Raw genomic sequence first — 24,888 nt, forward strand, 5'->3', positions numbered from 1 at the left:
AGGCGGGCTGTTCGGCCCGCCTTTTCGTTTGGATGGTTTGGGTGCAAACCCCTACCGCGTCGGATTAGCCAACGGCCCGTTTGGCCGGGCGGAAGCCGGTTTCCTCGGTTGCGGCAAAGCGGCCGTTTTCGGATCGCTCGATCTTGCCTTCCCGCAGCAACTGCCCAAAGGAGCGCAGCCCGTCTTCGCGATTGAATTCGGCAGCGCCTGCATCGCGCACCTTGTTCATCAGCTGCGGGCGGGAGAAGTGATCGCGGCCTTCGACAAAGCTCATATAAGCGGCTGCAGCCTCCAGCAGATCCTGCAGCTCGACCGCGCCGCGCTCTGCGGCATAGGCCGCGAAATCTGCTGCAGTGGCATCCGAGGCAGAGCCTTCATCCTTCAGCACCGAAATCCGACGCGGGCGCACGGGGCGCGTGGCTTGCGGCGTGCTGCTGGCGTTGTCCTCGGCCGCGGGGGAGGGATCGATGCGCTGCTCCGCCACCAGTTTCAAAGGCGCGGGACGGGACGCATTGCTGCGTTCGCGCGCGCTGCGGGCACCGGTCGGCACCGGCCGACGCGGTTTAACCACGCTGGCCAGATCCTGACGGTAGGCGTCTTCACTGTTTTCGCTACCTGTGCTGCCACCGGCAGTGCGATCTGCCTCGGCTGCTGCCACTGCGGCGCGCAGATGGCCGTAGGTTTCGCGCGAAGAGGCGGTTTCCGGCGCGTCCAGCTTGGCATCTGCTGCATCCATCAGCCGCGATACATCGCTGTCGGGGAAATCTGCGGCAGGGGCTGCCGGGCGTTTCCTGGCAACATCCTCTGCGGCCGCTGCCGCTTCGGTGCTTTCTCCTGCCGTCGCGGTTTGGGCTTTTTGCTCTTCCTGCCGGTCTTCTTCGGTCTCTTGCGAGGCGGCGAGGAGTTCGGCCTCGACCTCTGCCAGTTCGCGCATCAGATCGGCTTCATCCTCGTCCGACAGGCTGCTGTCGACGCCAGGGGTTGCGGAGGCAGTGGCAGGCTCGTACTCGGCGCTGTCGGAAAGGTTTGTCAGGGCCCCTGTGGCGACAACCTGTTCAAGATCGGCCCGTTTGACTTTGATAACACGGGCGCGCATCGGACGGCGCGGCTCCTCAGCCGTTTCCGGCTCGGCTTGTTCGGGTTCGGCGGCTGGTTCAGCCTGTTCCGGTTCAGCCTGTGCCTCTGGCTGCGCGGGTTCCTGTTCCGGGGCTGTCTCGGGCGCAGGTTCAGCTTCAACCGCTGCCTCTACAACGGGCTGATCCGCTACGCTGTCCTCCGCTTCGGCGTTGCCTTTGCCCAGCTGAGCCAGAACACGGGAGATCTCGTCATCCTCCGAAGTGTCTTCGTCGACTTTGGCTTCCTCTGCGGCCGCGTCCTCGGCCAGGGCTTCGGAGATGTCGCTTGCGGCCTCTGACAGGATGCTTTCGGCGTGTTCGTCTTCGGAGAAATCCTCTTGTGGGGTCTGGGAGACCACGGCACGGATCCGGCGCAGTTTGGCGGCGATGCTTTCGGCGGCGGCGGCGTCACGCTTCGGCGCTTTCGGCTCTGCGATTTCCGCTTCGGCGCTTTCGTCTTCAGCTGCTTTCGCGGGCTTCGAATGTTCGTCTTCTACAGCTTCAGCGACTTCACTGTCATGGGCAGCGGCAGCGGCCGAGATGGCGGCGATCTTGTCCGCGTCAGGAGCCGGGGGCTGTGCCTGCTCTTCGTCGGCTAGGGTGGCGGCATCGCCGTCCGCCTCATCAGTATCTGTTGCTTTCGCGGGTTCTTCTGCAGCCTCGTCGGCAGAAGCTTCGGGCGCCGGGGATTCTTCGATGCTCGGCTCGGCTGCGCTGTTTTCCGTCGGCTCTGACTGTTCGCTGATCGGAGCGACAGTGTCTTCAACATCTGTTTTCTGTGTATCTCTAACCTGCGCTTCTTCAGTCGGTGCGTCAGAAACCGCTGCGTCTGCAGCGGGCGCGGACTGTGGCGCTGTGGCGGCGCGCAGATGGATGCCTTCGGTGCTGGTACGGGCCTCGACCTGACGTGCGATCTCCCGCTGCGCAATACGGGCGAGCATGTCTGCGTCGGGCTGTGGCGGTTCGGCACCGAAATATCGGTCGTCAGAGGCCAGGTCACGAAAATACTCTGCAATCGCCTTCATGGTGCCAAAGGAGTCCTCGAACCCTTCCAGCGTGCAGGAGAATGTCCCGTAAGAAACGGTCAAAACTTTGTTATTTTGTACCATAGGGCTGCGCGTCCTCACCAAAGTCGTTGACGTTTATAGTATGGATCAGGTCGTCAAATTCTGCGCGAATCCGTGCAATTGATCGTATCATTTTGTGTTTAGATTGTGGCCTGTTTCCAGATCTGCGAGAAATCCCGGCATGAATAAGCTGATTGTTGATGAGATGACGCCAGTAACCCTGGTTGGTGGCGGTCATCTGGGTCTGGAAGACCTGAATGAGGCGTTGCGCCATGCGCCGGTGCTCGTTGCTGCGGACGGCGGCGCGGGGGCCGCGCTGGAGCAGGGACACGTACCTGAGGCGGTAATCGGGGACTTCGATTCGCTGCCTGAGGCGGTACAAAACCGTTTGCCTGCGGAAAACCTGTTCCATCTTCCAGAGCAGGACACCACCGATTTTGACAAGGCGCTGCGGTCGATCCGAGCGCCGGTAGTGCTGGGGGCGGGGTTCCTTGGGGCGCGCGTCGATCACCAGTTGGCGGCCTTTCACACGCTGATCCAGCCCGGGCGCAGCCCCTGCATTCTGATCGGTGCGACTGAACTGGTATTTCACGTCACCCGGCGTATTGCCCTGCCGATGGCGGCGGGCGATGTGGTGTCGCTGTTCCCGATGCAGCCGGTAACGGGACGCTCCGGTGGGCTGGTCTGGCCGATCGAGGGGCTTCAGATGTGCCCGACCAGCCGGATCGGAACATCCAACCGCGCCGTGGGACCGGTCTGGATCGAAGCGGATGGGCCGGGGTTGCTGGGCATCGTGCCGCGCCACTATCTGGCAGCACTTATGCAGGCGATTGCGTCACCGGCGCCTTGCTAGATTGCGCCGCTTGCCGCGCCACGGCCTGTTCGCGCAGGATGACGTAAAGACCCGCCGCAACGGTGATGGTGATCCCAAGGGCGGCGAGGCCATCCGGCAGTTCGATGAAGATCAGCCAGCCGAACAGGGTGGCCACCGGGATTTCCAGATACTGCATTGGCGCCAGGGTCGCGGCCGGGGCATAGCGCAGGCTCCAGGTCATCAGCAGATGCGCGCCGGTGCCCAGAACCCCGATGCCAAGCATCAGAAAGCTGGTCCACAGATCCGGAACCACGATCTGCAAACCCTCGATCCCCAGCGGATCGCCGATCAGCAGCAGCGGCGCCAGCATAACACAGGCCATCGTGCCGGATACGGCCTGTAGGCTGATCGGATCTGTCTCCTTGGCGATCTGCCGGGTGACCATCATGAACAGGGCAAAGATCACCGCCACCGCCAGCGGCCAGAGGGCGTGCAGGCCAACTTCGGCAAAGCTGGGCTGGATCACCAAGAGGGTGCCGGCAAAGCCGACAACGCAGGCCAGGATGCGGCGCAGGCCGACCTCTTCGAGCAGGATGAACTTGCCGATCAGCAACATGATAAAGGGCATGACAAAGGCAATCGCCACCGCATCCGCCAGCGGCAGGTATTTGAGGGCGGTAAACATCGCGCCGATCCCGCCGATATGCAGCAGGGTACGCAAAAAGGTCAGCCGCAGCACACGCCCGCGCATGCGCCACATGCGGGCGCCCGCCCAAACCAGCGGCATCAGCAGAATCACCTGTGCGGCAAAACGGACAAAAATCAGCTCTCCCAGTGGGATATGCTGGCCAAGCAGTTTGGCCACCGCATCGCCCAGCGGCGCGAGGATGCAAAAGCCAAGCATCAGAAGGATGCCGAGAAGGGGACGATCTTGGGTCATGAAACGCACGCTAGGCGGGCGTCCCGGGAAGGGCAAGACAGGTAATCCCGCCTGATCAGCAATTTGGCACGTTTACGGCCAGCCCCCCAAGCGATGTTTCCTTGTATTTTTCATTCATGTCGGCGCCGGTCTGCCGCATGGTTTCGATCACCGCATCAAGCGGCACAAAGTGATGCCCGTCACCGCGCAGGGCCAGCGATGCAGCAGAGACCGCCTTGATCGCGCCCAGACCGTTGCGTTCGATACAAGGCACCTGCACCAGACCTTTGACGGGATCGCAGGTCATGCCCAGGTGGTGTTCCAGCGCGATCTCGGCGGCGTTTTCGACCTGTTCGGGGTTGCCGCCCATCACGGCGCAAAGACCGGCAGCCGCCATCGCGGCAGCGGAGCCCACTTCGGCTTGGCAGCCCGCTTCGGCGCCCGAGATGGAGGCGTTGAATTTTACCAGCCCGCCGATTGCGGCGGCGGTCAGAAGGAAATCTTCGATATTGCGCTCGGATGCGCCAGGGACGTGATCAAGGTAATAGCGCATGACGGCCGGCAGTACCCCGGCTGCGCCATTGGTGGGGGCGGTCACCACCTGTCCGCCGGCGGCGTTCTCTTCGTTGACGGCAATCGCGTAGACGCTGATCCAGTCGTTGATCGTATGCGGCGCAGTCAGGTTCATGCCGCGCTCGGCCATCAGCGCCTCGTGGATCCCCTTGGCGCGGCGGCGGATGCTGAGACCACCGGGCAGGATACCGTCGCGCTCCAGCCCGCGGTTGATGCAATCGTTCATCACCTGCCACAGGCGCGCGGTGCCCTCTTTCAGGCTGATCTCACTGCAGCGGGAGACCTCGTTCGCGCGTTTCATCGCGGCGATGCTTTTGCCGCTGCGCTTCGCCATTTCCAGCATCTCGGCGGCGGATTTGAACGGATAGGGCACTGGCGCGCCTTCGTCCGTCGCCTTGCCTGCCGCCAGTTCTTCCTCGGTCAGGACAAAGCCACCGCCGACAGAGTAGAACACCTGCTGCAGGATCACGTCGCCCTGCGCATCGGTGCCCATCAGGATCATTCCGTTGGCGTGGCCTTCAAGCGTGTGATCGTAGTCGAAGATCAGGTCGGTCTTCGGATCGTAGGCCAGCGTGCCCAGCCCCTCGGGGCTGACCTGACCGGTCTCGCGGATCTGGGCCAGCGCGGTTTCGGCCTTTTCGTCGTCGTAGGTGTCGGGGCGGAACCCGGCGAGGCCCAGGGTGGTGGCGCGGTCACTGGCGTGGCCGACGCCGGTAAAAGCCAGCGATCCATGCAGCGAGGCGCGCAGCCCGTGAAAATCAAAGGGCGAGGCGCGCATCTGGTCAAGGAACCGCGCCGCTGCCACCATCGGGCCCATGGTGTGCGAGGACGAGGGGCCGATGCCCACTTTGAACATATCAAAAACGGAGAGGAACATTCAGGTAGCCGATCCTTCTGGGGGATTTGCGTAAACAGGGGCGGTGAAGGGCGCAGGACCCAGACCTTCGGCGGTCTGGGCGGCAGCCGTAGCGGGGCGCTGCTCAAGGCGGTGCAGCATGGCAGAGAGGCGTGGATAGGCGGCCAGATCGAACCAGCTGCGATCCCGGCTCATGGGATACAGCGCCATCCAGCGCATCAGGCAGGCGAGATAGAGGTCCAGTATCGAAGGATCCTCTGCCGCCAGCCAGATGCCGCCGTCGCTTGCTGCGCGCTCCAGCGTGGTCAGATGTGTTGTGAGGCGGTCGTTCAGATGACGGTGCAACGTATCCTGCTGCGCCAGATCATCGCCGATGTATTTCTGCGGGTAGAATAACATGCGCAGGTCAGCATGCAGGGTGTTGGACAGAAAGAACAACCACTTCAGCGTCCATCCCCGGTCCGGACTATCCGCCATCGGCAGCAGCGCAGCGTGGCGGTCGGCCAGCCACAACAGGATCGCGCCGGTCTCAAATAGGGTGCCAGCAGGCGTTTCGAGCACCGGGATCAGCCCCTGCGGGTTGAGGCTGCGATAGGCCGGGCTGTCCAGCGCGCCGCCCCGACGGTCGATCAAAACCGTCTCATAGGGTTGCTGCATCTCTTCCAGCGCCAGGCGGATCACCAGCGAGGCGTTGTCGGGGGCATAGTGAAGGCGGTAGCTGGGCGTCATGGGGCAACCTTAGAAATACTCGTCACAGGGGTAACGTCCGTTTCCGGCGTTTCCAATAGGAAACACGCCAAAGGCTCCGCAGCCGCCAAGGATACATGGCAAAAGCCGTGGAATTGTTTCTCGCCCTTCCGGGGGACATTCTTTATAAGGCCATCAAACCCTTATCACGGAGCCGTTACTATGGCCGGAGAACTGTCACCCATCGACAAGGCAAAATTCGTTGCCGCGAAACGGGCTGCCGATCTGGTTGAGGATGGCATGCGCGTGGGGCTGGGAACCGGGTCGACCGCCGCCTGGCTAGTGCGCTGCCTTGGTGAGATGGTGCGCGAACAGGGGCTGAATTTCACGGCGGTGCCGACCTCGACCCGCACGGCGGAGCTGGCGCGTGAAATGGGCATCCGGGTGATTTCGCTGGATGAGGCCAAGTGGCTCGACCTGACCATCGACGGCGCTGATGAATTTGACGCCGACCTCAACCTGATCAAGGGCGGCGGCGGCGCGCTGTTGCAGGAGAAGATCGTCGCGACCGCATCCGATCAAATGGTTGTTATCGCCGATGCCGGAAAAGAGGTGGAAACACTGGGGGCTTTCCCGCTTCCGGCAGAGGTGATTCCCTTTGGTTGGCAGACCAGTCAGGCGCTGATTGAGGAAACCCTTGTTTCTATGGATGTTCTGGGGCGCACGGCAACGCTGCGGATGAATGGTGATGCGCCGTTTGTGACCGATGAAGGCAACTATATTCTGGACCTGCATCTGAAGCGGATCGGCAATTGCCGACAGCTTGCCATGGTGCTGAACCAGATCCCCGGTGTGGTTGAAAACGGACTCTTTATCGATATTTGTGACACCGTCATCATCGGCTATGGCGATGGTGAGGTTGAAACACGCGATATCAATGAAGGAACCGTGGAGAAGGACAGGCTCGACTTTGTCGAGACCGACAACCTGTTCACGGATCTGGCGGACTGAAAAGGCTGAAATTCCATGAGTTTTGATTATGATCTCTTTGTCATTGGCGGTGGCTCCGGCGGCGTACGCGCGGCACGTGTGGCGGCTGGCGGTGGTGCCAAGGTCGCCCTGGCCGAGGAAGACCGCTATGGCGGGACCTGCGTGATCCGTGGCTGTGTGCCCAAGAAACTGATGGTTTTTGCCAGCGAATACTCTGGCATGGTCGAGGATGCACAGGCCTATGGCTGGGACATTCAGCCCGGCGCCTTCAACTGGGATGCCTTCAAGGGCAAGCTGGAAGCGGAGCTGGACCGGCTCGAAGGGATCTACCGCAATCTTCTGAAAAACAGCGGTGTCGAAAGCTTTGATGCGCGCGCAAAACTGGTCGACGCCCATACGGTGGAGCTGTCCGATGGGACCCGCAAAAGCGCCAAGCACATCCTGATCGCCACCGGTGGCCGCCCCATCGTGCCGGAATTCCCGGGCAGCGATCTGGCGATCACCTCAAACGATATCTTCCACCTTGATAAACTGCCCGAGAGCATCCTGATTGTCGGCGGCGGCTATATCGCCTGCGAATTTGCCGGCATCATGAACGGGCTGGGCGTGAAAACCACGCAATACTACCGCGGTGCGCAGATCCTGCGCGGCTTCGACGATGAGGCGCGCGGTCTGGTCTCCGATGAAATGTGCCAGGCTGGGATCAACCTGCATCTGGGCACCAATGTGATCGAGATGGCCCGCGAGGGCGACAAGATCCGCGTCAAGGCCACCAATGGCGACGAGGCGCTGTTCGATCAGGTGATGTATGCCACCGGTCGTGCGCCCAATGCCGATGATCTGGGGCTCGAAGGTCTTGGCATCGAACGCGGCCGCAAGGGCGAGATTCTGGTCGATGAGTACAGCCAGACCGGGGTGCCGTCTGTCTATGCGATCGGCGATGTGACCGATCGGGTGAACCTGACGCCGGTGGCGATCCGCGAAGGCATGGCCTTTGTCGAAACCGTGTTCAATGGCAACCCGACCAGCCCGGATCACGAGCTGATCCCGACGGCGATCTTTACCCAGCCTGAAATGGGCACCGTGGGTCTGAGCGAGGAAGACGCAGCCAAGCAGGAGCCGATCGAGGTCTATGCGACATCGTTCAAGCCGATGCAGCAGGCCTTTGCCGGGCGCGCCCAGCGGGTGCTGATGAAACTGGTCGTCAGCCAGGCCACTCGCAAGGTGCTGGGATGCCATATCGTCGCACCCGGCGCAGGCGAGATGATCCAGCTGGCAGGCATTGCGGTCAAGATGGGCGCGACAAAAGAAGACTTTGACCGGACCGTGGCGGTACACCCGACCATGTCCGAAGAGCTTGTGACGATGAAGACTCCGGTCCGGACCGCTTGAATTATCGGTTTCGGACCACAGGTTAGGTCGCAGGAAAACATGTGCCGCAACCATGCGGCAGCAAAGGGATAGGAGACACATGGCGGGAAATAGCGGTGGTCCCTGGGGGGGCGGAGGCTCTTCCGGTGGCGGTGGAGGCAACCGAGGCGATAACAACGGCGGTGGCGGCGGCGGTGGCCGTCGCCCCGAGGATCCTCAGATTCCCGAAATCGACGAGCTGCTCAAGAAAGGCCAGGAGCAATTCCGGGTCCTGATGGGCGGCCGGGGCGGTGATGGCTCCGGTGGTGGTGGTCGCGGTGGTTCCGGCGGCGGTGCGCCGCTGTTCACCAAAGGCACCGTAGCCATTGGCGCGATTGCCGCTGCGGTTTTGTGGGGCATGGCCAGCTTCTATTCGGTCAAGACCGAAGAACGCTCTGTCGAACTGTTCCTTGGCGAATACTGGGATACCGGCCAGCCCGGTCTGAACTTTGCCCCCTGGCCGCTGGTCACCTACGAGGTGATCCCGGTTCTGGTCGAGCAGACCGAGAACATCGGGGCAGGCTCGCGCGGAGTTGATGCCGGGCTGATGCTGACGGGCGATGAGAATATCATCGACGTCGATTTCCAGGTCGTCTGGAACATCAACGAGCCGGACAAGTACCTGTTCAACCTGCGTGATCCGCGGGCCACGATTCAGGCTGTCGCCGAATCCGCTATGCGGGAAATCATTGCCCAGTCCGAACTGGCACCGATCCTCAACCGGGACCGGGGTGTGATTACCTCGCGGCTTGAGGAGCTGATCCAGTCGACGCTGGACAGCTACGACAGTGGCGTGAACATCGTCAGGGTCAACTTTGATGGTGCCGATCCGCCAGAGCCTGTGAAGGATGCCTTCCGCGAAGTGCAGTCCGCCGGTCAGGAACGTGACCGTCTGGAAAAACAAGCGGATGCCTATGCCAACCGGAAACTGGCCTCCGCACGGGGTCAATCCGCACAGACGCTGGAAGAGGCCGAAGCCTATCGTGCTCAGGTGGTCAACCAGGCCAGCGGTGAAGCCAGCCGTTTCTCGGCGGTTCTTGCCGAATATGAAAAGGCTCCTGAGGTGACCCGCAAGCGTCTGTATCTGGAGACCATGGAAGAGGTGCTGGGCAACGTGGACAAGGTCATCATCGACTCGTCCGTCGGCGAAGGCGGCCAGGGCGTGGTGCCTTATCTGCCGCTTAACGAGTTGCGCCGGACGGAGGGCAAGTGATGAAAAAGACTACGTTTATCCTCCCCATTCTGGTGATCGCCGTTGTCGCGGCCCTGTCCGCTGTCTTCATCGTGGACGAACGCGAAAAGGCGCTGGTGCTGCGCTTTGGCCGTGTGGTCGCGGTACAGGAACAGCCCGGTCTGGCCTTCAAGGTGCCGCTGATCGACGAAGTTGTCACCTATGATGACCGGATCCTCAGCCTTGAGGTTGGTCCGCTGGAAGTCACGCCCGAGGATGACCGCCGTCTGGTGGTCGATGCCTTTGCCCGCTACCGGATCACCGATCTGCGTCAATTCCGTGAGGCGGTGGGTGCCTCCGGCATTCCGGGCGCAGAAAACCGTCTGGACAAAATCATGCGCGCTCAGACGCGTGAGGTGCTGGGCTCCGTCAGCTCGAATGACATCCTGTCTTCGGACCGGGCTGCCCTGATGCTGCGCATCCGCAACGGTGCGATCAGCGAGGCCAGCGGTTTCGGGATCGAGGTGATCGACGTGCGTCTGAAGCGTACCGACCTGCCGCAGGCGAACCTCGATGCTACCTTTGCGCGGATGCGCGCTGAGCGTGAGCGAGAGGCCGCCGACGAGATCGCCCGCGGTGAGGAAGCCGCCCAGCGAGTGCGTGCGCAAGCGGACCGGACCGAGGTCGAATTGGTGTCCGAAGCTGAACGCGAAGCCGAAGTCATTCGCGGTGAAGCGGATGCGGAGCGCAACGCGATCTTCGCCGAAGCCTATGGCCGCGATCCGGAGTTCTTCGAGTTCTACCGTAGCCTCACCGCCTATGCGCGGTCGATGCAGGACGGCAATTCCTCGATGGTTCTGTCGCCGGACAGCGAGTTCTTCAACTACCTGAAATCCTCGACCGGTGGAGTTTCGACGCGATAACGCGCTGTTTTCACAGGGTTTCGAAGAGTTTCAAAAATAAAAGGGGGCCGACATTGCGTCGGCCCCCTTTTCATTTTCTCTGCGTGGCTTGCGTCGCGTTGGAGGGGCAGCCGGGCTGACGTCCGCTGTCGGTGTCTCCCCAGTCTTGGTCTGGCGGGAAAAAGGCGGGAAAAGGCAGGGGCTGCAAGGAACACCCTGAGCTGCACCAAACCTGCAATTTTGTTCAAAACCTTGTGATGATCGCCGCGCCGGGCATCCTGGTGGATTCTTGGTGCCCTTTAAGTGACGGATTAAATGGGGGAAAATGGCGTGCTCCGGTTCTCTACCGCTTTCACTTTGCCTCGAAGACGTGCAACATTCATTGCAGCGAGGGAGAGAGTCCCTACATTAATCCCATCCTGTACTTCTGCCGATCACGCGTGGAACCGCAGGCAGAGGTCAGGAGGAAAAACCGGAATGGCGATGACAAGGAGTAGTGCCGTGCAAGCACAGGCAATTTCTTATTCGGATGCGCAGGACAGGACAGGGGCGCCGTGGCGGCTTCTGATGCTCGCCCTGATCAGCAGCATCATGGTACTGGCCCAGGTCCTGATGGCCCAGGCCCGCCCCGAAAGCCTGGCACCGCTGGCGGAAAAAGTCAGCCCTGCTGTAGTCAACATCACCACCACGACCGTGATCGAAGGCCGGTCTGGTCCACAGGGGATCGTCCCCGAAGGCTCTCCCTTCGAAGATTTCTTTCGCGAGTTCCAGGACCGCAATGGAAGCAATGGCGGCAATGACCGTCCGCGCCGCTCTTCGGCACTTGGCTCCGGCTTCGTGATCTCCGAAGACGGCTACATCGTCACCAACAACCACGTGATCGAATCCGCCGACGAGATCGAGATCGAATTCTTCCCGGGCGACGGTCAGCCTGCGCAGCCGCTCCCGGCGAAGGTGGTCGGCACCGACCCCAACACCGATATCGCCCTGCTGAAGGTCGATGCGCCGATGCCGCTGAAATTCGTGACCTTTGGCGACAGCGACACCGCCCGTGTCGGCGACTGGGTGATTGCCATGGGCAACCCACTGGGGCAGGGGTTCTCCCTGTCGGCCGGTATCGTCTCCGCTCGTAACCGGGAACTTTCGGGTTCCTATGACGACTACATTCAGACGGACGCAGCCATCAACCGGGGCAACTCGGGCGGGCCGCTGTTCAACATGGATGGTTCGGTTGTCGGCGTGAACACCGCGATCCTGTCGCCTAATGGCGGCTCCATCGGGATTGGCTTTTCGATGGCGTCGAACGTGGTCAGCAAGGTGGTTAAACAGCTGAAGGAATTCGGCGAAACCCGCCGTGGCTGGCTGGGTGTGCGGATCCAGGACGTGACCAGTGACGTGGCCGAGGCGATGGGCATGGACAAAGCCAAAGGCGCTCTGGTTACAGACGTTCCCGAAGGTCCGGCACAAGAGGCTGGCATGCTGGCGGGCGATGTGATCCTCAGCTTTGACGGCAACGATGTCGAAGACACCCGCAGCCTGGTGCGCACCGTGGGTAACACCGAAGTCGGCAAGACCGTGCGCGTGATCGTCTACCGTGAAGGCAAGACTGAGACGCTCAAGGTCACGCTGGGTCGTCGTGAAGATGCCGAGCGCAAGGCCGGTCCTGCCGGTGGGGACGATACCCCGCAGGAGCAGACCGAGAAGCAGCTTCTGGGTCTGTCGGTTGGCGTTCTGAACGACCAGCTACGTGGTGAGCTGAATGTCCCCGAAGGCACCAATGGTCTGGTGATCCTGTCGGTCGACGAAACCTCGGAAGCCTGGGAGAAGGGGCTGCGCGCAGGTGATGTGATCACCGAAGCCGGGCAGCAGAAACTCTCTGGCATCAGCGATCTGGAGGCCCGTATCGACGAGGCCAAGGAAGCAGGCCGCAAGTCGCTCCTGCTGCTGGTCCGCCGCAACGGTGAGCCGCGTTTCGTGGCGCTCAATCTGGCGGAATAATCCGCGGGCCTGTCGCCGGGCGCGGCGCAGGACTTCGTGCAAAAGGCCGGGCATTGTCCCGGCCTTTTCTATTTGGGGCCGGAGGCGGGTGGCGCCACGCTGGGCTCTGGGCTCTGGGCTCTGGGCTCTGGGCGCGAATAGAAAAGAGCCATGTGCTGGCGGGCACATGGCTCTTGTAGGTACAGGCGGGCATTGGGATGGAACGGTAAATGCCTGCCCTTGAAATGACCTTCGCAGATCAGCGGTCCCGGCTCTGTGACCCAGTTCACACCAATGTCAGAAAATGTGTTTTTGGATTGTTTGGCTTAGATCAGTTCCGGTTCCGCCAGCAGGCCCAGGGCTGTGCGGTCGAGGATCTGCAGGGCGCCGCGGTTGATTTCGATGATGCCGCTGCGTTTCCAGTTCGACAGTGTTTTCGACACCGCCTCGCGGGTGGCGCCGACGAATTCGGCAAGCTCACTTTGCGACAGCCCCAGTCGCCCGTCGCCGCTGTCCGGGGTAAGGTACAGCAATTTGCGGGCCAGCCGGACCGGCATCGGCAGAAACACCTGTTCGTTCAGCTGTGCATTCATCCAGCGCATGCGCTGCCCCGCCAGTCGCAACAGGTCCCCGGCCAGTTCGGGATGTTGCTGGATCTGAGCCAGCACATCCCGATTGCGCAGTCGCCGGATACGGCTGGGCTCACTGGCGGTGACTGTCGCGGTGCGAGCGCCCGGATCAAACAGGGCAATCTCTCCAAACACCGCTCCGGGGCGCATCAGATCGAGCGTCAGTTTGCGTCCCGCGATGGACAGGATCGAGAACTCCAGGGCGCCCTCGATGATGGCATAAAGCGCATCGCCGGTATCGCCTTGTTCGAACAGAACTTCGCCTTGGGACAGCCGGATGTCACTGGCCTGGCTTTCCAGCATCTGCCGCAGCGGCGCCGAGGCCCCGGAAAGGAACCCTGTTTCCGGCAGGCGGTCATGTCGCATCGTGTCATCTCCGCAGAGGTTTGCCCGGCATGCCGTTGTCCGGCGCCGGTACGGTCTTTTGCGCCAGACACTATCAGAGGCGGGGCGGGCGGGGAACTGCTGTTGCGCTTACGATTTCGGGATCGCGATCAGGCCCAGACGGCGGGCGCTGTCCAGCGACAGGATGTGGCTCTCAAGGCCGTGTCGCTGCTGATAGCGCAGGATCGCCTGCCGCGTGGGCCGGTCCAGCTTGCCGGTAACGCTGCCCTTGTAGTGCCCCCGCACGGCCAAGGCGCGCTGTAGCGAGGCGATGAAGTCCGGCGTCATGTCGACGGGGCAGGTGATCTGCAGCCAGCTTTCGGTGCGCGGGCGCACGATGTCCTGCCGGGTTTCGGTGCGGAAGACAGCGGGCTGAACAATCCGGCCATCGGCGTCGCGCTGTTCCGGCTCGGCCAAAACCTGGACAGTTACCGTTTCGATGATGGCGGGGCTGACATGGCGGTCCCAGCAACTGTCCGGCGCTGCGCCGGGCGGAGCGGCAGGTCGGGAGCGCGCATCGGCGCCGGTGCCGGGAGCACTGGCCGGTGTACAGGCGCTGAGCGCTGCGAATGTCAGAAGGATGACCGAGGACTGGAGCGGGGGCCGCCGCAGCAACCCTGCCAGATGTCTTATCTGGGGCGGCATCGACGGGCGTTTCAGCTGTCGTATCTGGAGCCTCGGCAAGGGGGCGCTGATCATATGCTCGGACCTCTGAGGGTCTGCAGGCAGACCGGCGGGTTTTACCGCAGGTTAGTCCATTTTCTGCACTGGCGCAAAGGCCGGGTCCTCGCTGCGTCCCTGACGGCTCAGCAGGATGTCCAGCATGCCCGAGATATCCTCGATCCCTTCGGCAATCACATGGGTGACACCGTCGCCGCGTTGCAGGCGGCCGGTGATCCGCAGAAGCCGCCCGGAAATGACGGCGCGGCGGTAGGCTTCGTATACCTTGCGCCAGACGATGACATTCACCACTCCGGTTTCATCCTCCAGCGTGATGAAGATCACCCCCTTGGCGGTGCCGGGGCGCTGGCGCAGGATCACCAGCCCGGCCACCGTGACGCGGGCCTGTTGCGGCACCCGCTCCAACCGGTCGGCCTGCAGACAGGCGGGCGGGCGGGGCCATCCGGGGGCGGTGCGGCTTTGCTGTGGTAGGGCGGGTGTCATCGTGGCGCTTTGGTGGTTTGGATATTTTAGAACAAAAATAGAACATTTGCCACCAAAGTCCACCCCTGGCCCGGGTCAGGGCAGATTGGACTGGTGCAGCGGCGGGGCCTTGGATAAACAGGCGGGAAGGACCGAGAAGGGGAAGAAACGACCATGGCAAAGATTACCTATGTCGAGCACAACGGCACCGAGCATGTTGTGGAAGTGGCCAACGGGCTGACCGTGATGGAAGGCGCGCGGGATAACAATATTCCGGGGATCGAAGCCGACTGCGGCGGCGCCTGTGCCTGCTCTACCTGCCACGTCTATGTCGATCCTGCCTGGGTCGAGAAGCTACCCGCCAAGGACGACATGGAAGAGGACATGCTGGATTTCGCCTTTGAGCCCGATCCCGAGCGCTCCCGTCTGACCTGTCAGCTGAAGGTGACGGATGCTCTGGACGGTCTCGTTGTAAAGATGCCCGAAAAGCAGATCTGATGAAGTTGCCGGGGATGGGAGCGCGGCGTCTGCCGTTACGATCCTGGCCCCGGTCCATTCGCCGCGCCGGGCAGGTGTTGTGCCTGTGGCTCCTGTGCGGGGGAGTTTTTGGCAGCGGTTCGGCCACTGCGCAAATGGGAAAAAATGACATCGCTCATTGGTACCCGAGCGGAAGCGAGATCCTGTCCGCCGAGTATACCGGCCCGACGACACGCTATGCCCATGGCGTGCTGGGGGACGGGGTAGAATGGTCCGGTCTTTCCCTGACATTTGCAGGCCCGAATGGCACCGCCATGCGTGTCGAGATCGAATTACCCAAGGATCACGTGTTCGAAGATCTGAAACCGCGCCTCGTGGATCTGTCACTGGATGGCCGTGCCGACGCCGTCATGGTCGTGGAAACGGATATGGCGCGGGGGGCGGCGCTGGCGCTTTATGGCGCTGATGGGAAGATCGCGGAGACGCCACACATCGGGCAAAGCAACCGCTGGCTGGCCCCTATCGGCGCTGCAGATCTGGATGGCGATGGCCATGTGGAGCTTGCCTATATCGACCGACCGCATCTGGCCAAGACACTGCGCATCTGGCGCTATGACGGCAGGACGCTGACCGAGGTTGCAAACCTGCCGGGGGTAACCAATCACCGGATCGGGCAGGATTTCATCACCTCCGGCATTCGCAACTGTGAAAACGGCCCCGAGATTGTGACCGCCAATGCCAGCTGGTCCCGCATCATGGCCTCTCGCCTGACCGTCGCGGGGATCAAGACCCGCGACATTGGCCCCTTTTCCGGGACGCAGTCGGTTGAGGATGCCCTAACCTGCGAATAAGGCGGCATGCCCGCCGAGGAGCGTGGGAGCGCTGCACCACCAGGCGGCGCCGGGCCCAAGGGCTGGAAGCATTCCGTGAATGTGCCTCAGCGGACGGGAGGGCGACGATACACCTTCAGACAGGGCAGCCTCAGACAGGGCGACGAAATGTCAGCGAGGTTGGCCGGTCATAGCCGGAATGCGCCGTGGCGCTGACCTGCACAAATCCCAGCCGTGAAAAGGCCTGATGGTTTTCCTCCAGCTCCACGCGGGTTTGTAGCTCCACGGCGGGCAGGCCCAGTTCCCTTGCCCGCTGGGCGGCGTGATCCACCAGAATGCGCGCCAGACCGGCTCCGCGGCTGCTTTCCTCCACCGCCAGTTTTCCAAGATACAGACAGTCCGGTTTCGGGGTCAGGAACACGCAGGCCAAGGGCGGCGTGCCAAGGATCCAGATCTCGCCGCGTCGGCATTGTTCCTGCAGCGCCTCTACCGTCAGACGCCGCATCGAGGAGGGCGGGTCAATGCGCCCCTCCATGAAGGCAAAGCTGCGCCGGATCAGGTCGAGAACCACCTCAAGACGTGCATCCGACGCGGTCAGGCGCTCTGGTGTCAGCTGTTCTGGTGTCAGGCGTGGCGCGTCAGGCATCGTCGGTCACGGGCTGTTGCCGCCCACCACGTGATCGCCGCCGATGTCCCCGAGCGAGGAGAACAGGCTGGCGGTATTGTTGGCTCCAACCTTTTTCAGAAGCCGCGCCCGGTGCACCTCGACCGTGCGATAGCTGAGCGTCAGGATCCGGGCGATCTCCTTGCTGGTCTTGCCTTCACGCAGCAGCGAATAGACCTCGCGTTCGCGCCGGGTGAGCGGCTGATAGGGGCGCACGCCCGACAGATCGGCAAAGCTCCAGACCGCGCGGCCCAGCGGCTCATCTGGGGTAAAGGTATGGCCCCGCACCCGCACCCAGAACAGATCCCCGGTCTTGCGCTTCATCACCCGCTCGTCCCAGTAGGGATTGCCCTGTCCAAGGCTCTTGTCACCGCGGTTTCGCAGGTTCTGGAACTCTTCATCCGACGGGTAGAGGAAGGAAAACAGCTGGTCCAGCAGCTCTTCGCGGGCATAACCAAACATGTCGCAGAAGCGTTGATTGCATTCCCGCAGCACGCGGTTTTCCGTCACCACGATGCCGACGGGGGAATATTCAAAGGCAAGTTGTGCCAGATCGCGGTCGGCATAGAGCCTGTCCAGCGTGGCGGGATCCGGGTGTTTGTCCATTGTGCATTGTGCCTCCCAGGCTTGACCCAAGTTAGTAACCTACCGCAAAGCCGCTGAAAACACTTATAGACAGCGCAAAAGCCGCAGGGTGTGCCGGGCAATGGGCGCGCTCTCAGGTCAGGATATAGTTCTGCGGTGTCATCGGCGCGGGCGGGGTTTGCTCCAGATGGTCGCATAGAGAAATCTCGGCCGTCCGGCACACCGCATCCAGCGGCAGGCCGTTAACGGTTTCGCCGAATGGGTGCGACAATTCCTCGGTCACCTCGGCAAGGCCGAAGAACACATAGGCCACGATGGCGACAAAGACGGGGGTCATCCAGCCGGTGCTTTCCAGCAGCGCAAAGGGGATCAGCAGGCAGTAGAGATAGGTGGTCCGGAACACCAGCAGCGAGTAGACGTAAGGCAGAGGCGTCGCGGCGATCCGTTCGCATCCGGCCTGGGCCAGGGTGATCGAGGACAGGCGCTCTGACAGCGCCTTGCGGGCAAACCCGTCGGGCGCGGATGTTGCGGCCAATGTCGTCATCCGGTTCATCACGGCGCAGGGCGGATGCGGCGTTTGCGAGAAATCCTCACCGGCCCATGCGTTTGCCTGGGTGAAATCCGATGATTTGCGCAGATTGATCCGGTGCAGGTGGATGAACCCCAGCGCCAGTCGCAACAGCTGCTGCCGATCTTCGCGCTGCGGCAGGAACAGCTCCGCATCGCGGCCAAGCGCCCGCAGATCGGCCAGCAGCTGCCCCCAGAGGCAGCGCCCCTCCCACCAGCGTTCATAGGCGGCGTTGTTGCGAAAACCGAGAAACAGCGACAGGGCCACGCCGAAGACCGCAAAGGGCGCGGCGTTGGTGTGGGGCAGCGCAAGAATATTTCCGTCCAGCCAGACCACCACAGCGGCCAGTGCGGAGACCGCAAGAATGCGCGGCAGTATGCGGGGCAGGACAGAGCCACGCACCGCAAACAGCAACGCCACAATGCCGGGCTTTTCGCGCAGGATCATCGGCAGGGTCCTTCAACAAAAGTGGGAGTGGTCAACTGAGGGCTGCCCCGGACCAGGTCGGCAGCCCCCGGAAACTGTACCTGCTACGACAGGGCGCGCCAGCCGATGTCACGGCGGAAGAACCCGTCTTTCCAGTCGATCTGGTCGACCATCGCATAGGCCCGGTCGCGGGCTTCAGCCAGGCTGTCGCCGCGGGCGGTGACGTTCAGCACCCGGCCGCCATTGGCCAGAACCTTGCCGCCGTCTGCCTTGGTGCCGGCATGGAAGACCATGTTGCTGCTGTCCTCGGGCAGGGCATCCAGGCCGCCGATCTCGGTGCCTTTTTCGTAAGAGCCGGGATAGCCGTTTGCCGCCATGACAACGGTGATGGCGTGGTCATCGCCCCAGTTCACCTGCGCGTCACTCAGGCGGCCTTCGGCGGCGGCGTGCATCAGGTCGAGCGCCTGGGCGCCAAGACGCATCATCAGAACCTGACATTCCGGATCGCCAAAGCGCACGTTGTATTCCACCAGACGCGGTTGGCCGTCCTTGATCATCAGGCCTGCATAAAGAACGCCCTGATAAGGCGCGCCGCGCCGGGCCATCTCGGCCATGGTGGGTTTGACGATCTCTTCCATGGCGCGGGCTTCGATCTCGGCCGATAGCACGGGGGCCGGGGAATAGGCGCCCATGCCGCCGGTGTTGAGGCCCGTATCGCCTTCGCCGACGCGTTTGTGATCCTGCGCGGTGCCGATGGACAGCACGTCCTCGCCATCCACCAGTACGAAAAGCGAGGCTTCCTCGCCCTCCATGAACTCCTCGATCACCACCTCGGCGCCGGCGCCGCCGAAGCTGCCACCGAACATGTCCTCGATGGCATCCAGCGCGGTCTGTTCATCCATCGCGACGATGACGCCCTTGCCTGCCGCCAGACCGTCGGCCTTGACCACGATGGGGGCGCCTTGTTGCTTCACATAGGCCTTGGCGGCCTCGGCATCGGTGAAATGGCCATAGGCTGCGGTCGGCGCCTTGGCCGCGTCGCAGATCTCCTTGGTAAAGCTTTTGGAGGCTTCCAGTTCCGCTGCCGCCTGCGAGGGGCCAAAGACCAGAATGCCCGCTTCGCGCAGCCGGTCGGCAACACCAGCGGCCAGCGGCGCCTCGGGGCCGACGATGACGAAATCGATGGCGTTTTCCTCGGCAAAGGTCACCACCGCGCCGCCTTGCTCGATATCAAGGCTGGCACAATCGGCGATCTGGGCAATGCCCGCATTGCCCGGCGCCACGATCAGCTTGTCGCATTTGGGGTTCTGCATCACCGCCCAGGCCAGAGCATGTTCGCGCCCGCCACTGCCAAGGATAAGGATATTCATCGCGTCTTCTCCGGTCTGTCCGCCCCGGAACCGGAGCGTATATCGCCATGCGGCAGCGGCCTGTCTGGAGCAGGAAATGACACCTGCGCCGGGGGCTTGCCATGCTTGTCGCGGGTTCTATGCTGCGCGGGCCTGTAAAACAAGAACTGCGTATGGTCGCAGGCCTGCCGTCACCTCAACTGCCCAGATAACAGTCCGAAAGATCCGCCGATGTCCGACCTGCTCGACGATCCCACCCCCGGTCAGAACGCGCCGGAATTCACCGTTTCCGAGATCTCGGGTGAGGTGAAACGCACCCTCGAAAGCACCTTTGGCCGGATCCGTGTACGCGGCGAGGTAGGGCGGGTGTTCAAGGCGCGTTCGGGGCATCTGTATTACGACATCAAGGACGACCGGAATGTGCTGGCCTGTACCACCTGGAAAGGTCAGGTCGCGGGTCTGTCGGTGGTGCCCGAAGAGGGGCTTGAGGTGATCGTCACCGGCCGCCTCACGGCCTTCGGGGCGCAGTCCAAGTACAACATGAACGTCGAAGAAGTCGCGGTCGCCGGGCAGGGCGCGCTGATGGCGCTGCTGGAAAAACGCAAAAAACAGCTTGAGGCCGAGGGTTTGTTCGCGCCTGAGCGCAAGAAGCCGCTGCCTTATCTGCCGGGAATCATCGGGGTCGTGACCTCGCCTTCGGGGGCGGTGATCCGCGATATCCTGCACCGGCTGCGGGACCGGTTCCCGCGCAAGGTTCTGGTCTGGCCAGTTGCCGTTCAGGGCAGCAATTGCGCCCCGGAGGTGACCCGCGCCATCGAAGGTTTCAACCGCATGACCCCGGGCGGCGCTCTGCCGCGCCCCGATCTGATCATCGTGGCGCGCGGCGGTGGCTCGATCGAGGATCTCTGGGGCTTCAACGAGGAAATCGTGGCCCGGGCAGCAGCGGCCTCGGATATTCCGCTGATCTCTGCCGTTGGGCACGAAACCGACACCACTCTCATTGATTTTGTATCGGACCGTAGGGCGCCGACGCCGACGGCGGCGGCCGAGCTGGCGGTGCCGGTGCGGCTGGATCTTCTGGGCTGGAGCGAGAATCAGGGTGCCCGGCTGGCGCGTGCCGCAGGGCAGGCGGTGCAGCTGCGTCGCCAACGCCTGAATGACCTGTCGCGCGCCTTGCCCCGCCCGGAAACCTTGCTGGAAACGCCACGGCAGCGGCTGGATCAGGCCAGCGATGGCTTGCCGCGTGCGCTGACCTCGGTGGTGCAGCGCCGCCGCGTGCAGCTGAGCGAGGCGGCAGCAAGCCTGCGCCCCTCCACCCTGCGGCAGCTTGTGGCGGGGCGGACGGACCGTTTACGCAACCTGTCATCGCGGCTGTCTTTGCGACCCATCCAGCAGGAAATCCAGCGGCGTCAGGATCGGATCACCCAGCTGGGACAGCGGCTGGACACTGTGCAGCGGCAACGGCTTGACCGGCAGCGGCAACAGCTTTCGGCGGCGGGGCGGCAGCTTGAGATCCTCAGCTACAAGGCAACGCTGGAGCGTGGCTATGCTGTGGTGCGGTCCGGTCAGACCGTCATCACCACCCGCGCCGCGGCCGAAACAGCGGGGCCATTGGAAATCGAGTTCAAAGACGGACGGCTCGATCTGGGCGGTGCACCTGCGCCAGCCGCAAAGACAGGCGGAGGGGGGGCGTCGACAGCCAAGCCAAAGGCCAGCAAGCCCAAGGCCAAACCCAAGAGCACCCCGGATGATGGGGAGCAGGGATCGCTGTTCTGATAGCAATTTGATCCTGCCGACCCGTACCTCACTATTCGGCGCGGAGTGAGCGCGCGTCAGACCCCGACGTCAGGGCCGAGGCAGATCATCTCTTCGCCGATATCCTCGGCCTCATAAAGCTCGGTGGCTTCGGGGTCATTCTGGAACCGCGCGCTGAGACCGTTGGGGGTAAGGGAGAACCGCCAGCACTGGGGATCATTGCGGTCCTCATAGAGGAAACAGATCTGATCGGCTTGCTGGTACCAGTGCCCTTCCTGACAGCGGCCATCGAGGAAGGACCAGATGACACGGCGGTTCGGCAGATAGCGTTCTACCCCGTAGGCGGTGCCATCAAAGCCATAGAACAGCGTCTTGCCCCGTGTGTAGCTGTCGAACTCCTCAGCGCCCATCGGCTCAGCGGCTTTGCCCATCCCGGGGACAGCCAGCAAAGCGCAGAGGGGAATCATCAACAAGGTCCGCATGGAGTGAAGTGTGCCAGACAGGTGGGGCTCAGTCCAAGCCTTCGGACCGCTTGCCGCTTAGTTTGGCCAGTTCCCGCCCCATCTTGCGCCGCCAGAGGGAGGGGATCAGCGCAATCGCGCCCATCACGGGCAGGGAATGCGGCAGTGTCGGCATATCGGGCGTGAGCCGCAGTTCGGGGAACCGGCGGGCGGGCACGACGTGGTGGTCGGAATGGCGCGGCGCGTTCAGCATCATCGCCGAAGAATACCAATGCGGTGCGTTCCAGGAATGCTGCGGCCCGACGGGCACCGGGCGGCCCGTGTCACGGGTTTGGCGCAGCAGCCCGTAGTGCTGCACGTAATCGGCCAGAAAGATCTGCATCTGCGCATGGGCTGTGGCAAACAGGAAAAGAAAGAGGGCGATGATCCCGCCCGCCAGATAGGCAGCCGCACAGCACAGTACGGCGATAGCGATATAGGCCACATAAGGATGGCTGAGGGTCGAAGGGGGGACCTGCTTGCGCTGCCGCGCGGCGTTTTCAGCAGCCAGCCCTGCGCGAAAAGAGCCAATCCACGCCCGCGGCAGGAACCGGTAAAAGCCTTCGCCGCGCCGGGCCGTATTGGGGTCCTGTGGGGTAGCTACATGCACATGATGCACCTTCAGATGCGCAGAGGCATGGTGCCCGATCAGCATGGTGGCATAGACCAGTACGCCGAGGCGGCGCAAAGCCCGGCCCGGTCGGTGGATCAGCTCATGCGCGTTGGGGTGCGAGATCTGTCCCATGAACAGCCCCTGCGCCAGAACCAGTGGAACCGTCGCGCCCCAGCCGATCCGGGGCAGCGCCGTTGCCACGGGCAGCAGCAGGGCAATATGGGCAAGGGCCAGAACGACCTGAAGCAGCACTGCACCGCGCGCGCCGCTGTGGTTCCGCGCCTGTCGCCCGATCCGGTCCAGTACCAGCACCAGTGCGGACATGGATCCAAGGGCTGCCCAGCTCCAGACCCCGCCCCAGAGGCTGGCAAGCCCGATCAGAACGGGCGGCGTCAGGCTGGCAATGGAAAACCAGAACATGGGGCGGTCCTTGTGCAGGTGCAAAGGGATGAAGGCGTGCTTTTCCCTTGGTTACCTTTGACCGAAGCCATCGCCTCGGGCAAGCATGCGGGGCAATGACGCGCTGCATCCGCCGCAGCAAGATGAGGCAGGGGAGAGAGGCCAGAATGGAAACCGTATTGCTGAGTGCCGCGGCAGGCTGCGCGCTGGCCTATCTGTTTTTCACGGCACGCCCCGCAGGGCTGCTGCGCAGTATTCTCAAAACCTCCTCTGTTGCCTTGCTGGCTTTGCTGGGGCTGATTGCCGGGGCACCGGTCCTGCTGGCGCTGGGGTTGCTGCTCTGCGCGCTGGGCGATTACTGCCTGTCCCGCGAGGGCGAGGGTGCCTTCATGGCCGGGGTCGGGGCCTTTGCCGCCGGGCATCTGGCCTATGTTGTGCTGTTCCTCAGCACGCCGGGAAGCGATCCCGGGCGGCTCTTGCAGATGTCAGGCCTTCTCATCTTGACCGCTCTGGTCCTTCTGGGCGGTATCATGGTGCGGGTACTTGCGCCGCGCGCAGGGGCGCTGAAGGGCGCGGTGCTGGCCTATATCCCGATCATCCTGTCGATGGGGGCGGCTGCCGCCACCCTGCCTGGGCAGGGCGCGTTGGTCTGGGCGCTGCCTGCTGCCCTTGCCTTTGTCGCATCGGACGTGGTTCTGGCCTTTGAAACCTTCGTACTGCCGGAGGGGCACCGGTTTCGCCGGATTGCCCCCTATGCGGTCTGGCCGCTCTATTGGGGCGCCCAGCTTGGCTTTTGGTATGCATTTTCCTGACCTCAGGGCTGTCATCCGCTTTGCAACCGCGAGCAAACCGCATTAGGTGAGTTACAGACTTACTGCGGAGACCCCGATGGCGTTTTTCACAAAGCTCAAGGACCGGTTGTTCAAATCCTCTTCGAAACTGGAGGATGGGCTGGATGCAATTGTTGCAGAAGGGGCCGACGATAAGGCCGAGGATAAGGCTGCAGTCGAGAATGCCGCTGCACCTGAAGCCGCGTCCGAGGCTGTATCGGAAGAACCGCAGCCCGTCGCGGAGGAGGTGCCCACGCCGCAGCCTGCCGCGACTGAACCGAAGCCCGCCGCCCCCAAACCTGTTGCTGAACCAATCCCCGAACCAGAGCCTGAAAAGCCGCAGAAATCGCCGGGGCTGCTGGGGCGGCTCATGGGGCGCGCCGGGGGCACTGCGCCGCGCCGGGTGCTGGACGACGATATGCTGGAGCAGTTGGAAGAGCTGCTGATCGCTTCGGACATGGGGGTGGATACGGCCCTGCGGGTGACCGCGAATATGGCCGAAGGCCGTTTCGGAAAACGCCTGTCCACGCAGGAGATCAAGGAACTGCTCTCGGCCGAGATCGCCCGCGTGATGGAGCCGGTGGCCAAGCCACTGCCGATCTACGCCAAGCGACCGCAGGTGGTGCTGGTCGTCGGCGTCAACGGATCCGGCAAGACCACCACCATCGGCAAGCTGGCCAGCCAGTTCAAGGCGGCGGGTAAGAACGTGGTGATCGCGGCCGGCGATACCTTCCGCGCCGCGGCGGTGGAACAGCTGCAGGTCTGGGGCGATCGCGCCGGGGTGCCGGTACTGACCGCGCCCGAAGGATCGGATCCGGCGAGCCTCGCCTTTGACGCGATGGCCCGCGCCGAAGCGGACGGGGCGGATCTGTTGCTGATCGACACCGCCGGGCGGCTGCAGAACCGCGCCGACCTGATGGAGGAGCTGGCCAAGATCGTGCGGGTGATCCGCAAAAAGGACGAGACCGCGCCGCACAATACGCTTTTGGTGCTGGATGCGACCACTGGCCAGAACGCGCTGAACCAGGTCGACACCTTCCAGAAGCTGGCCGATGTTTCGGGGCTGGTGATGACCAAGCTGGACGGCACCGCCAAGGGCGGCGTGCTGGTGGCGCTGGCGGACAAGTTCGGCCTGCCGATCCATGCCATCGGTGTGGGTGAGCAGATCGATGACCTTGCGCCCTTTGATCCAGAAGAATTTGCCGCGGCCCTGACCGGGCTGGACCGATCTTGAGCCGCCGGTTCGTCGGCCGGA

At 62.9% G+C, this 24,888-nt stretch carries 24 protein-coding genes; 11 read left to right on the plus strand and 13 right to left on the minus strand.

The annotated features are described in order from the left end of the window. Positions 1-64 precede the first annotated feature (64 nt). Entirely contained in the window at positions 65-2,224 is a 2,160-nt protein-coding gene (locus AAFO90_RS01980; RefSeq protein WP_347508325.1) for a chemotaxis protein CheA, read from the minus strand. Between the two features lie 139 nt (positions 2,225-2,363). On the opposite strand from AAFO90_RS01980, the gene AAFO90_RS01985 reads away from it, so the two are divergent. Next, the gene (locus tag AAFO90_RS01985) at positions 2,364-3,035 is read left to right on the plus strand and encodes a thiamine diphosphokinase (RefSeq protein WP_065270867.1); all 672 of its coding nucleotides are present in this window, start codon (positions 2,364-2,366) and stop codon (positions 3,033-3,035) included. Here AAFO90_RS01985 and AAFO90_RS01990 read toward each other — a convergent pair. From AAFO90_RS01990 to AAFO90_RS02000, 3 genes are read right to left on the minus strand one after another with little or no spacing between them, the layout of a single operon-like run. Beyond that, positions 3,001-3,936 carry a DMT family transporter gene (locus AAFO90_RS01990; RefSeq protein ID WP_347508326.1) on the minus strand — a complete coding sequence of 312 codons (936 nt, stop codon included), beginning with the start codon at positions 3,934-3,936 and terminating at the stop codon, positions 3,001-3,003. The genes AAFO90_RS01985 and AAFO90_RS01990 overlap by 35 nt on opposite strands. A gap of 55 nt (positions 3,937-3,991) precedes the next feature. Then, positions 3,992-5,365: an L-serine ammonia-lyase gene (locus AAFO90_RS01995; protein ID WP_347508327.1), complete on the minus strand. Its 1,374-nt coding sequence runs from the start codon at positions 5,363-5,365 to the stop codon at positions 3,992-3,994. Beyond that, positions 5,366-6,073: a glutathione S-transferase family protein gene (locus tag AAFO90_RS02000; protein ID WP_347508328.1), complete on the minus strand. Its 708-nt coding sequence runs from the start codon at positions 6,071-6,073 to the stop codon at positions 5,366-5,368. Between the two features lie 180 nt (positions 6,074-6,253). Between AAFO90_RS02000 and rpiA the strand changes: the two genes are divergently transcribed. The 5 genes from rpiA (at position 6,254) to AAFO90_RS02025 (ending at position 12,502) form a co-directional block, all read left to right on the plus strand. Continuing rightward, positions 6,254-7,042 (plus strand): ribose-5-phosphate isomerase RpiA, encoded by a 789-nt coding sequence (gene rpiA, locus AAFO90_RS02005; protein WP_347508329.1) that lies wholly within the window; start codon positions 6,254-6,256, stop codon positions 7,040-7,042. A gap of 15 nt (positions 7,043-7,057) precedes the next feature. Continuing rightward, positions 7,058-8,413, plus strand: coding sequence for a glutathione-disulfide reductase (gor, locus tag AAFO90_RS02010; RefSeq protein ID WP_274828290.1), 1,356 nt, complete (start codon positions 7,058-7,060; stop codon positions 8,411-8,413). A 79-nt stretch (positions 8,414-8,492) separates the two neighbouring features. Next, positions 8,493-9,644 carry an FtsH protease activity modulator HflK gene (hflK, locus tag AAFO90_RS02015; RefSeq protein WP_065270861.1) on the plus strand — a complete coding sequence of 384 codons (1,152 nt, stop codon included), beginning with the start codon at positions 8,493-8,495 and terminating at the stop codon, positions 9,642-9,644. Beyond that, positions 9,644-10,525 (plus strand): protease modulator HflC, encoded by an 882-nt coding sequence (locus AAFO90_RS02020; RefSeq protein ID WP_065270860.1) that lies wholly within the window; start codon positions 9,644-9,646, stop codon positions 10,523-10,525. The genes hflK and AAFO90_RS02020 overlap by 1 nt, the downstream gene beginning before the upstream one ends. A 546-nt stretch (positions 10,526-11,071) precedes the next feature. Then, entirely contained in the window at positions 11,072-12,502 is a 1,431-nt protein-coding gene (locus AAFO90_RS02025; RefSeq protein ID WP_237028448.1) for a Do family serine endopeptidase, read from the plus strand. Between the two features lie 305 nt (positions 12,503-12,807). On the opposite strand, the gene AAFO90_RS02030 is transcribed toward AAFO90_RS02025, so the two are convergent. From AAFO90_RS02030 to AAFO90_RS02040, 3 genes are all read right to left on the minus strand, one after another. Continuing rightward, positions 12,808-13,476 (minus strand): Crp/Fnr family transcriptional regulator, encoded by a 669-nt coding sequence (locus AAFO90_RS02030; protein ID WP_347508330.1) that lies wholly within the window; start codon positions 13,474-13,476, stop codon positions 12,808-12,810. A gap of 108 nt (positions 13,477-13,584) precedes the next feature. Next, a complete protein-coding gene (locus AAFO90_RS02035) occupies positions 13,585-14,193 on the minus strand; it encodes a peptidoglycan-binding domain-containing protein (protein WP_347508331.1) in 609 nt (202 codons plus the stop codon). Between the two features lie 51 nt (positions 14,194-14,244). Continuing rightward, positions 14,245-14,658 carry an OB-fold nucleic acid binding domain-containing protein gene (locus tag AAFO90_RS02040; protein WP_347508332.1) on the minus strand — a complete coding sequence of 138 codons (414 nt, stop codon included), beginning with the start codon at positions 14,656-14,658 and terminating at the stop codon, positions 14,245-14,247. Between the two features lie 153 nt (positions 14,659-14,811). Between AAFO90_RS02040 and AAFO90_RS02045 the strand changes: the two genes are divergently transcribed. Together AAFO90_RS02045 and AAFO90_RS02050 are read left to right on the plus strand one after the other, a co-directional pair. Beyond that, positions 14,812-15,135, plus strand: coding sequence for a 2Fe-2S iron-sulfur cluster-binding protein (locus AAFO90_RS02045; RefSeq protein ID WP_065270855.1), 324 nt, complete (start codon positions 14,812-14,814; stop codon positions 15,133-15,135). A gap of 134 nt (positions 15,136-15,269) precedes the next feature. Beyond that, a complete protein-coding gene (locus tag AAFO90_RS02050) occupies positions 15,270-15,965 on the plus strand; it encodes a VCBS repeat-containing protein (RefSeq protein ID WP_347508333.1) in 696 nt (231 codons plus the stop codon). A gap of 130 nt (positions 15,966-16,095) precedes the next feature. Here AAFO90_RS02050 and AAFO90_RS02055 read toward each other — a convergent pair whose 3' ends face one another. The 4 genes from AAFO90_RS02055 to purD all read right to left on the minus strand — a co-directional run bounded on the left by AAFO90_RS02055 (position 16,096) and on the right by purD (position 19,557). After that, on the minus strand, positions 16,096-16,590 hold the full coding sequence (locus AAFO90_RS02055; protein ID WP_347508334.1) for a GNAT family N-acetyltransferase: 495 nt from the start codon (positions 16,588-16,590) through the stop codon (positions 16,096-16,098). A 6-nt stretch (positions 16,591-16,596) separates the two neighbouring features. Next, positions 16,597-17,214 (minus strand): LuxR C-terminal-related transcriptional regulator, encoded by a 618-nt coding sequence (locus AAFO90_RS02060; protein WP_065270854.1) that lies wholly within the window; start codon positions 17,212-17,214, stop codon positions 16,597-16,599. A 112-nt stretch (positions 17,215-17,326) separates the two neighbouring features. Then, positions 17,327-18,208 carry a bestrophin family ion channel gene (locus AAFO90_RS02065; RefSeq protein WP_274832448.1) on the minus strand — a complete coding sequence of 294 codons (882 nt, stop codon included), beginning with the start codon at positions 18,206-18,208 and terminating at the stop codon, positions 17,327-17,329. Positions 18,209-18,291: 83 nt separating this feature from the next. Next, positions 18,292-19,557: a phosphoribosylamine--glycine ligase gene (gene purD, locus AAFO90_RS02070; RefSeq protein WP_065270852.1), complete on the minus strand. Its 1,266-nt coding sequence runs from the start codon at positions 19,555-19,557 to the stop codon at positions 18,292-18,294. 210 nt (positions 19,558-19,767) lie between these two features. On the opposite strand from purD, the gene xseA reads away from it, so the two are divergent. After that, positions 19,768-21,312, plus strand: a complete 1,545-nt coding sequence (xseA, locus tag AAFO90_RS02075; RefSeq protein WP_347508335.1) for an exodeoxyribonuclease VII large subunit — start codon at positions 19,768-19,770, stop codon at positions 21,310-21,312. Between the two features lie 56 nt (positions 21,313-21,368). On the opposite strand, the gene AAFO90_RS02080 is transcribed toward xseA, so the two are convergent. Continuing rightward, positions 21,369-21,758 carry a hypothetical protein gene (locus tag AAFO90_RS02080; protein WP_237028416.1) on the minus strand — a complete coding sequence of 130 codons (390 nt, stop codon included), beginning with the start codon at positions 21,756-21,758 and terminating at the stop codon, positions 21,369-21,371. 43 nt (positions 21,759-21,801) lie between these two features. Further along, on the minus strand, positions 21,802-22,824 hold the full coding sequence (locus AAFO90_RS02085) for an alkane 1-monooxygenase (protein WP_347508336.1): 1,023 nt from the start codon (positions 22,822-22,824) through the stop codon (positions 21,802-21,804). A 146-nt stretch (positions 22,825-22,970) separates the two neighbouring features. Between AAFO90_RS02085 and AAFO90_RS02090 the strand changes: the two genes are divergently transcribed. Together AAFO90_RS02090 and ftsY are read left to right on the plus strand one after the other, a co-directional pair. Continuing rightward, positions 22,971-23,615 carry a lysoplasmalogenase gene (locus AAFO90_RS02090; RefSeq protein WP_347508337.1) on the plus strand — a complete coding sequence of 215 codons (645 nt, stop codon included), beginning with the start codon at positions 22,971-22,973 and terminating at the stop codon, positions 23,613-23,615. A gap of 76 nt (positions 23,616-23,691) precedes the next feature. Further along, positions 23,692-24,867 carry a signal recognition particle-docking protein FtsY gene (gene ftsY / locus AAFO90_RS02095; RefSeq protein ID WP_347508338.1) on the plus strand — a complete coding sequence of 392 codons (1,176 nt, stop codon included), beginning with the start codon at positions 23,692-23,694 and terminating at the stop codon, positions 24,865-24,867. The last annotated feature ends 21 nt before the right edge of the window (positions 24,868-24,888 follow it).

Source organism: Phaeobacter sp. CAU 1743, assembly GCF_039839315.1.
In the GTDB taxonomy this organism is placed as follows: domain Bacteria; phylum Pseudomonadota; class Alphaproteobacteria; order Rhodobacterales; family Rhodobacteraceae; genus Phycobacter; species Phycobacter gallaeciensis_A.

Excerpts from the sequence above, each read along its gene's own strand:
- AAFO90_RS01980 (WP_347508325.1), bottom strand. The coding sequence starts at position 2,224 with ATGGTACAAAATAACAAAGTTTTGACCGTTTCTTACGGGACATTCTCC.
- AAFO90_RS01985 (WP_065270867.1), top strand. The coding sequence starts at position 2,364 with ATGAATAAGCTGATTGTTGATGAGATGACGCCAGTAACCCTGGTTGGT.
- AAFO90_RS01990 (WP_347508326.1), bottom strand. The coding sequence starts at position 3,936 with ATGACCCAAGATCGTCCCCTTCTCGGCATCCTTCTGATGCTTGGCTTT.
- AAFO90_RS01995 (WP_347508327.1), bottom strand. The coding sequence starts at position 5,365 with ATGTTCCTCTCCGTTTTTGATATGTTCAAAGTGGGCATCGGCCCCTCG.
- AAFO90_RS02000 (WP_347508328.1), bottom strand. The coding sequence starts at position 6,073 with ATGACGCCCAGCTACCGCCTTCACTATGCCCCCGACAACGCCTCGCTG.
- rpiA (WP_347508329.1), top strand. The coding sequence starts at position 6,254 with ATGGCCGGAGAACTGTCACCCATCGACAAGGCAAAATTCGTTGCCGCG.
- gor (WP_274828290.1), top strand. The coding sequence starts at position 7,058 with ATGAGTTTTGATTATGATCTCTTTGTCATTGGCGGTGGCTCCGGCGGC.
- hflK (WP_065270861.1), top strand. The coding sequence starts at position 8,493 with ATGGCGGGAAATAGCGGTGGTCCCTGGGGGGGCGGAGGCTCTTCCGGT.
- AAFO90_RS02020 (WP_065270860.1), top strand. The coding sequence starts at position 9,644 with ATGAAAAAGACTACGTTTATCCTCCCCATTCTGGTGATCGCCGTTGTC.
- AAFO90_RS02025 (WP_237028448.1), top strand. The coding sequence starts at position 11,072 with ATGCTCGCCCTGATCAGCAGCATCATGGTACTGGCCCAGGTCCTGATG.
- AAFO90_RS02030 (WP_347508330.1), bottom strand. The coding sequence starts at position 13,476 with ATGCGACATGACCGCCTGCCGGAAACAGGGTTCCTTTCCGGGGCCTCG.
- AAFO90_RS02035 (WP_347508331.1), bottom strand. The coding sequence starts at position 14,193 with ATGATCAGCGCCCCCTTGCCGAGGCTCCAGATACGACAGCTGAAACGC.
- AAFO90_RS02040 (WP_347508332.1), bottom strand. The coding sequence starts at position 14,658 with ATGACACCCGCCCTACCACAGCAAAGCCGCACCGCCCCCGGATGGCCC.
- AAFO90_RS02045 (WP_065270855.1), top strand. The coding sequence starts at position 14,812 with ATGGCAAAGATTACCTATGTCGAGCACAACGGCACCGAGCATGTTGTG.
- AAFO90_RS02050 (WP_347508333.1), top strand. The coding sequence starts at position 15,270 with ATGGGAAAAAATGACATCGCTCATTGGTACCCGAGCGGAAGCGAGATC.
- AAFO90_RS02055 (WP_347508334.1), bottom strand. The coding sequence starts at position 16,590 with ATGCCTGACGCGCCACGCCTGACACCAGAACAGCTGACACCAGAGCGC.
- AAFO90_RS02060 (WP_065270854.1), bottom strand. The coding sequence starts at position 17,214 with ATGGACAAACACCCGGATCCCGCCACGCTGGACAGGCTCTATGCCGAC.
- AAFO90_RS02065 (WP_274832448.1), bottom strand. The coding sequence starts at position 18,208 with ATGATCCTGCGCGAAAAGCCCGGCATTGTGGCGTTGCTGTTTGCGGTG.
- purD (WP_065270852.1), bottom strand. The coding sequence starts at position 19,557 with ATGAATATCCTTATCCTTGGCAGTGGCGGGCGCGAACATGCTCTGGCC.
- xseA (WP_347508335.1), top strand. The coding sequence starts at position 19,768 with ATGTCCGACCTGCTCGACGATCCCACCCCCGGTCAGAACGCGCCGGAA.
- AAFO90_RS02080 (WP_237028416.1), bottom strand. The coding sequence starts at position 21,758 with ATGATTCCCCTCTGCGCTTTGCTGGCTGTCCCCGGGATGGGCAAAGCC.
- AAFO90_RS02085 (WP_347508336.1), bottom strand. The coding sequence starts at position 22,824 with ATGTTCTGGTTTTCCATTGCCAGCCTGACGCCGCCCGTTCTGATCGGG.
- AAFO90_RS02090 (WP_347508337.1), top strand. The coding sequence starts at position 22,971 with ATGGAAACCGTATTGCTGAGTGCCGCGGCAGGCTGCGCGCTGGCCTAT.
- ftsY (WP_347508338.1), top strand. The coding sequence starts at position 23,692 with ATGGCGTTTTTCACAAAGCTCAAGGACCGGTTGTTCAAATCCTCTTCG.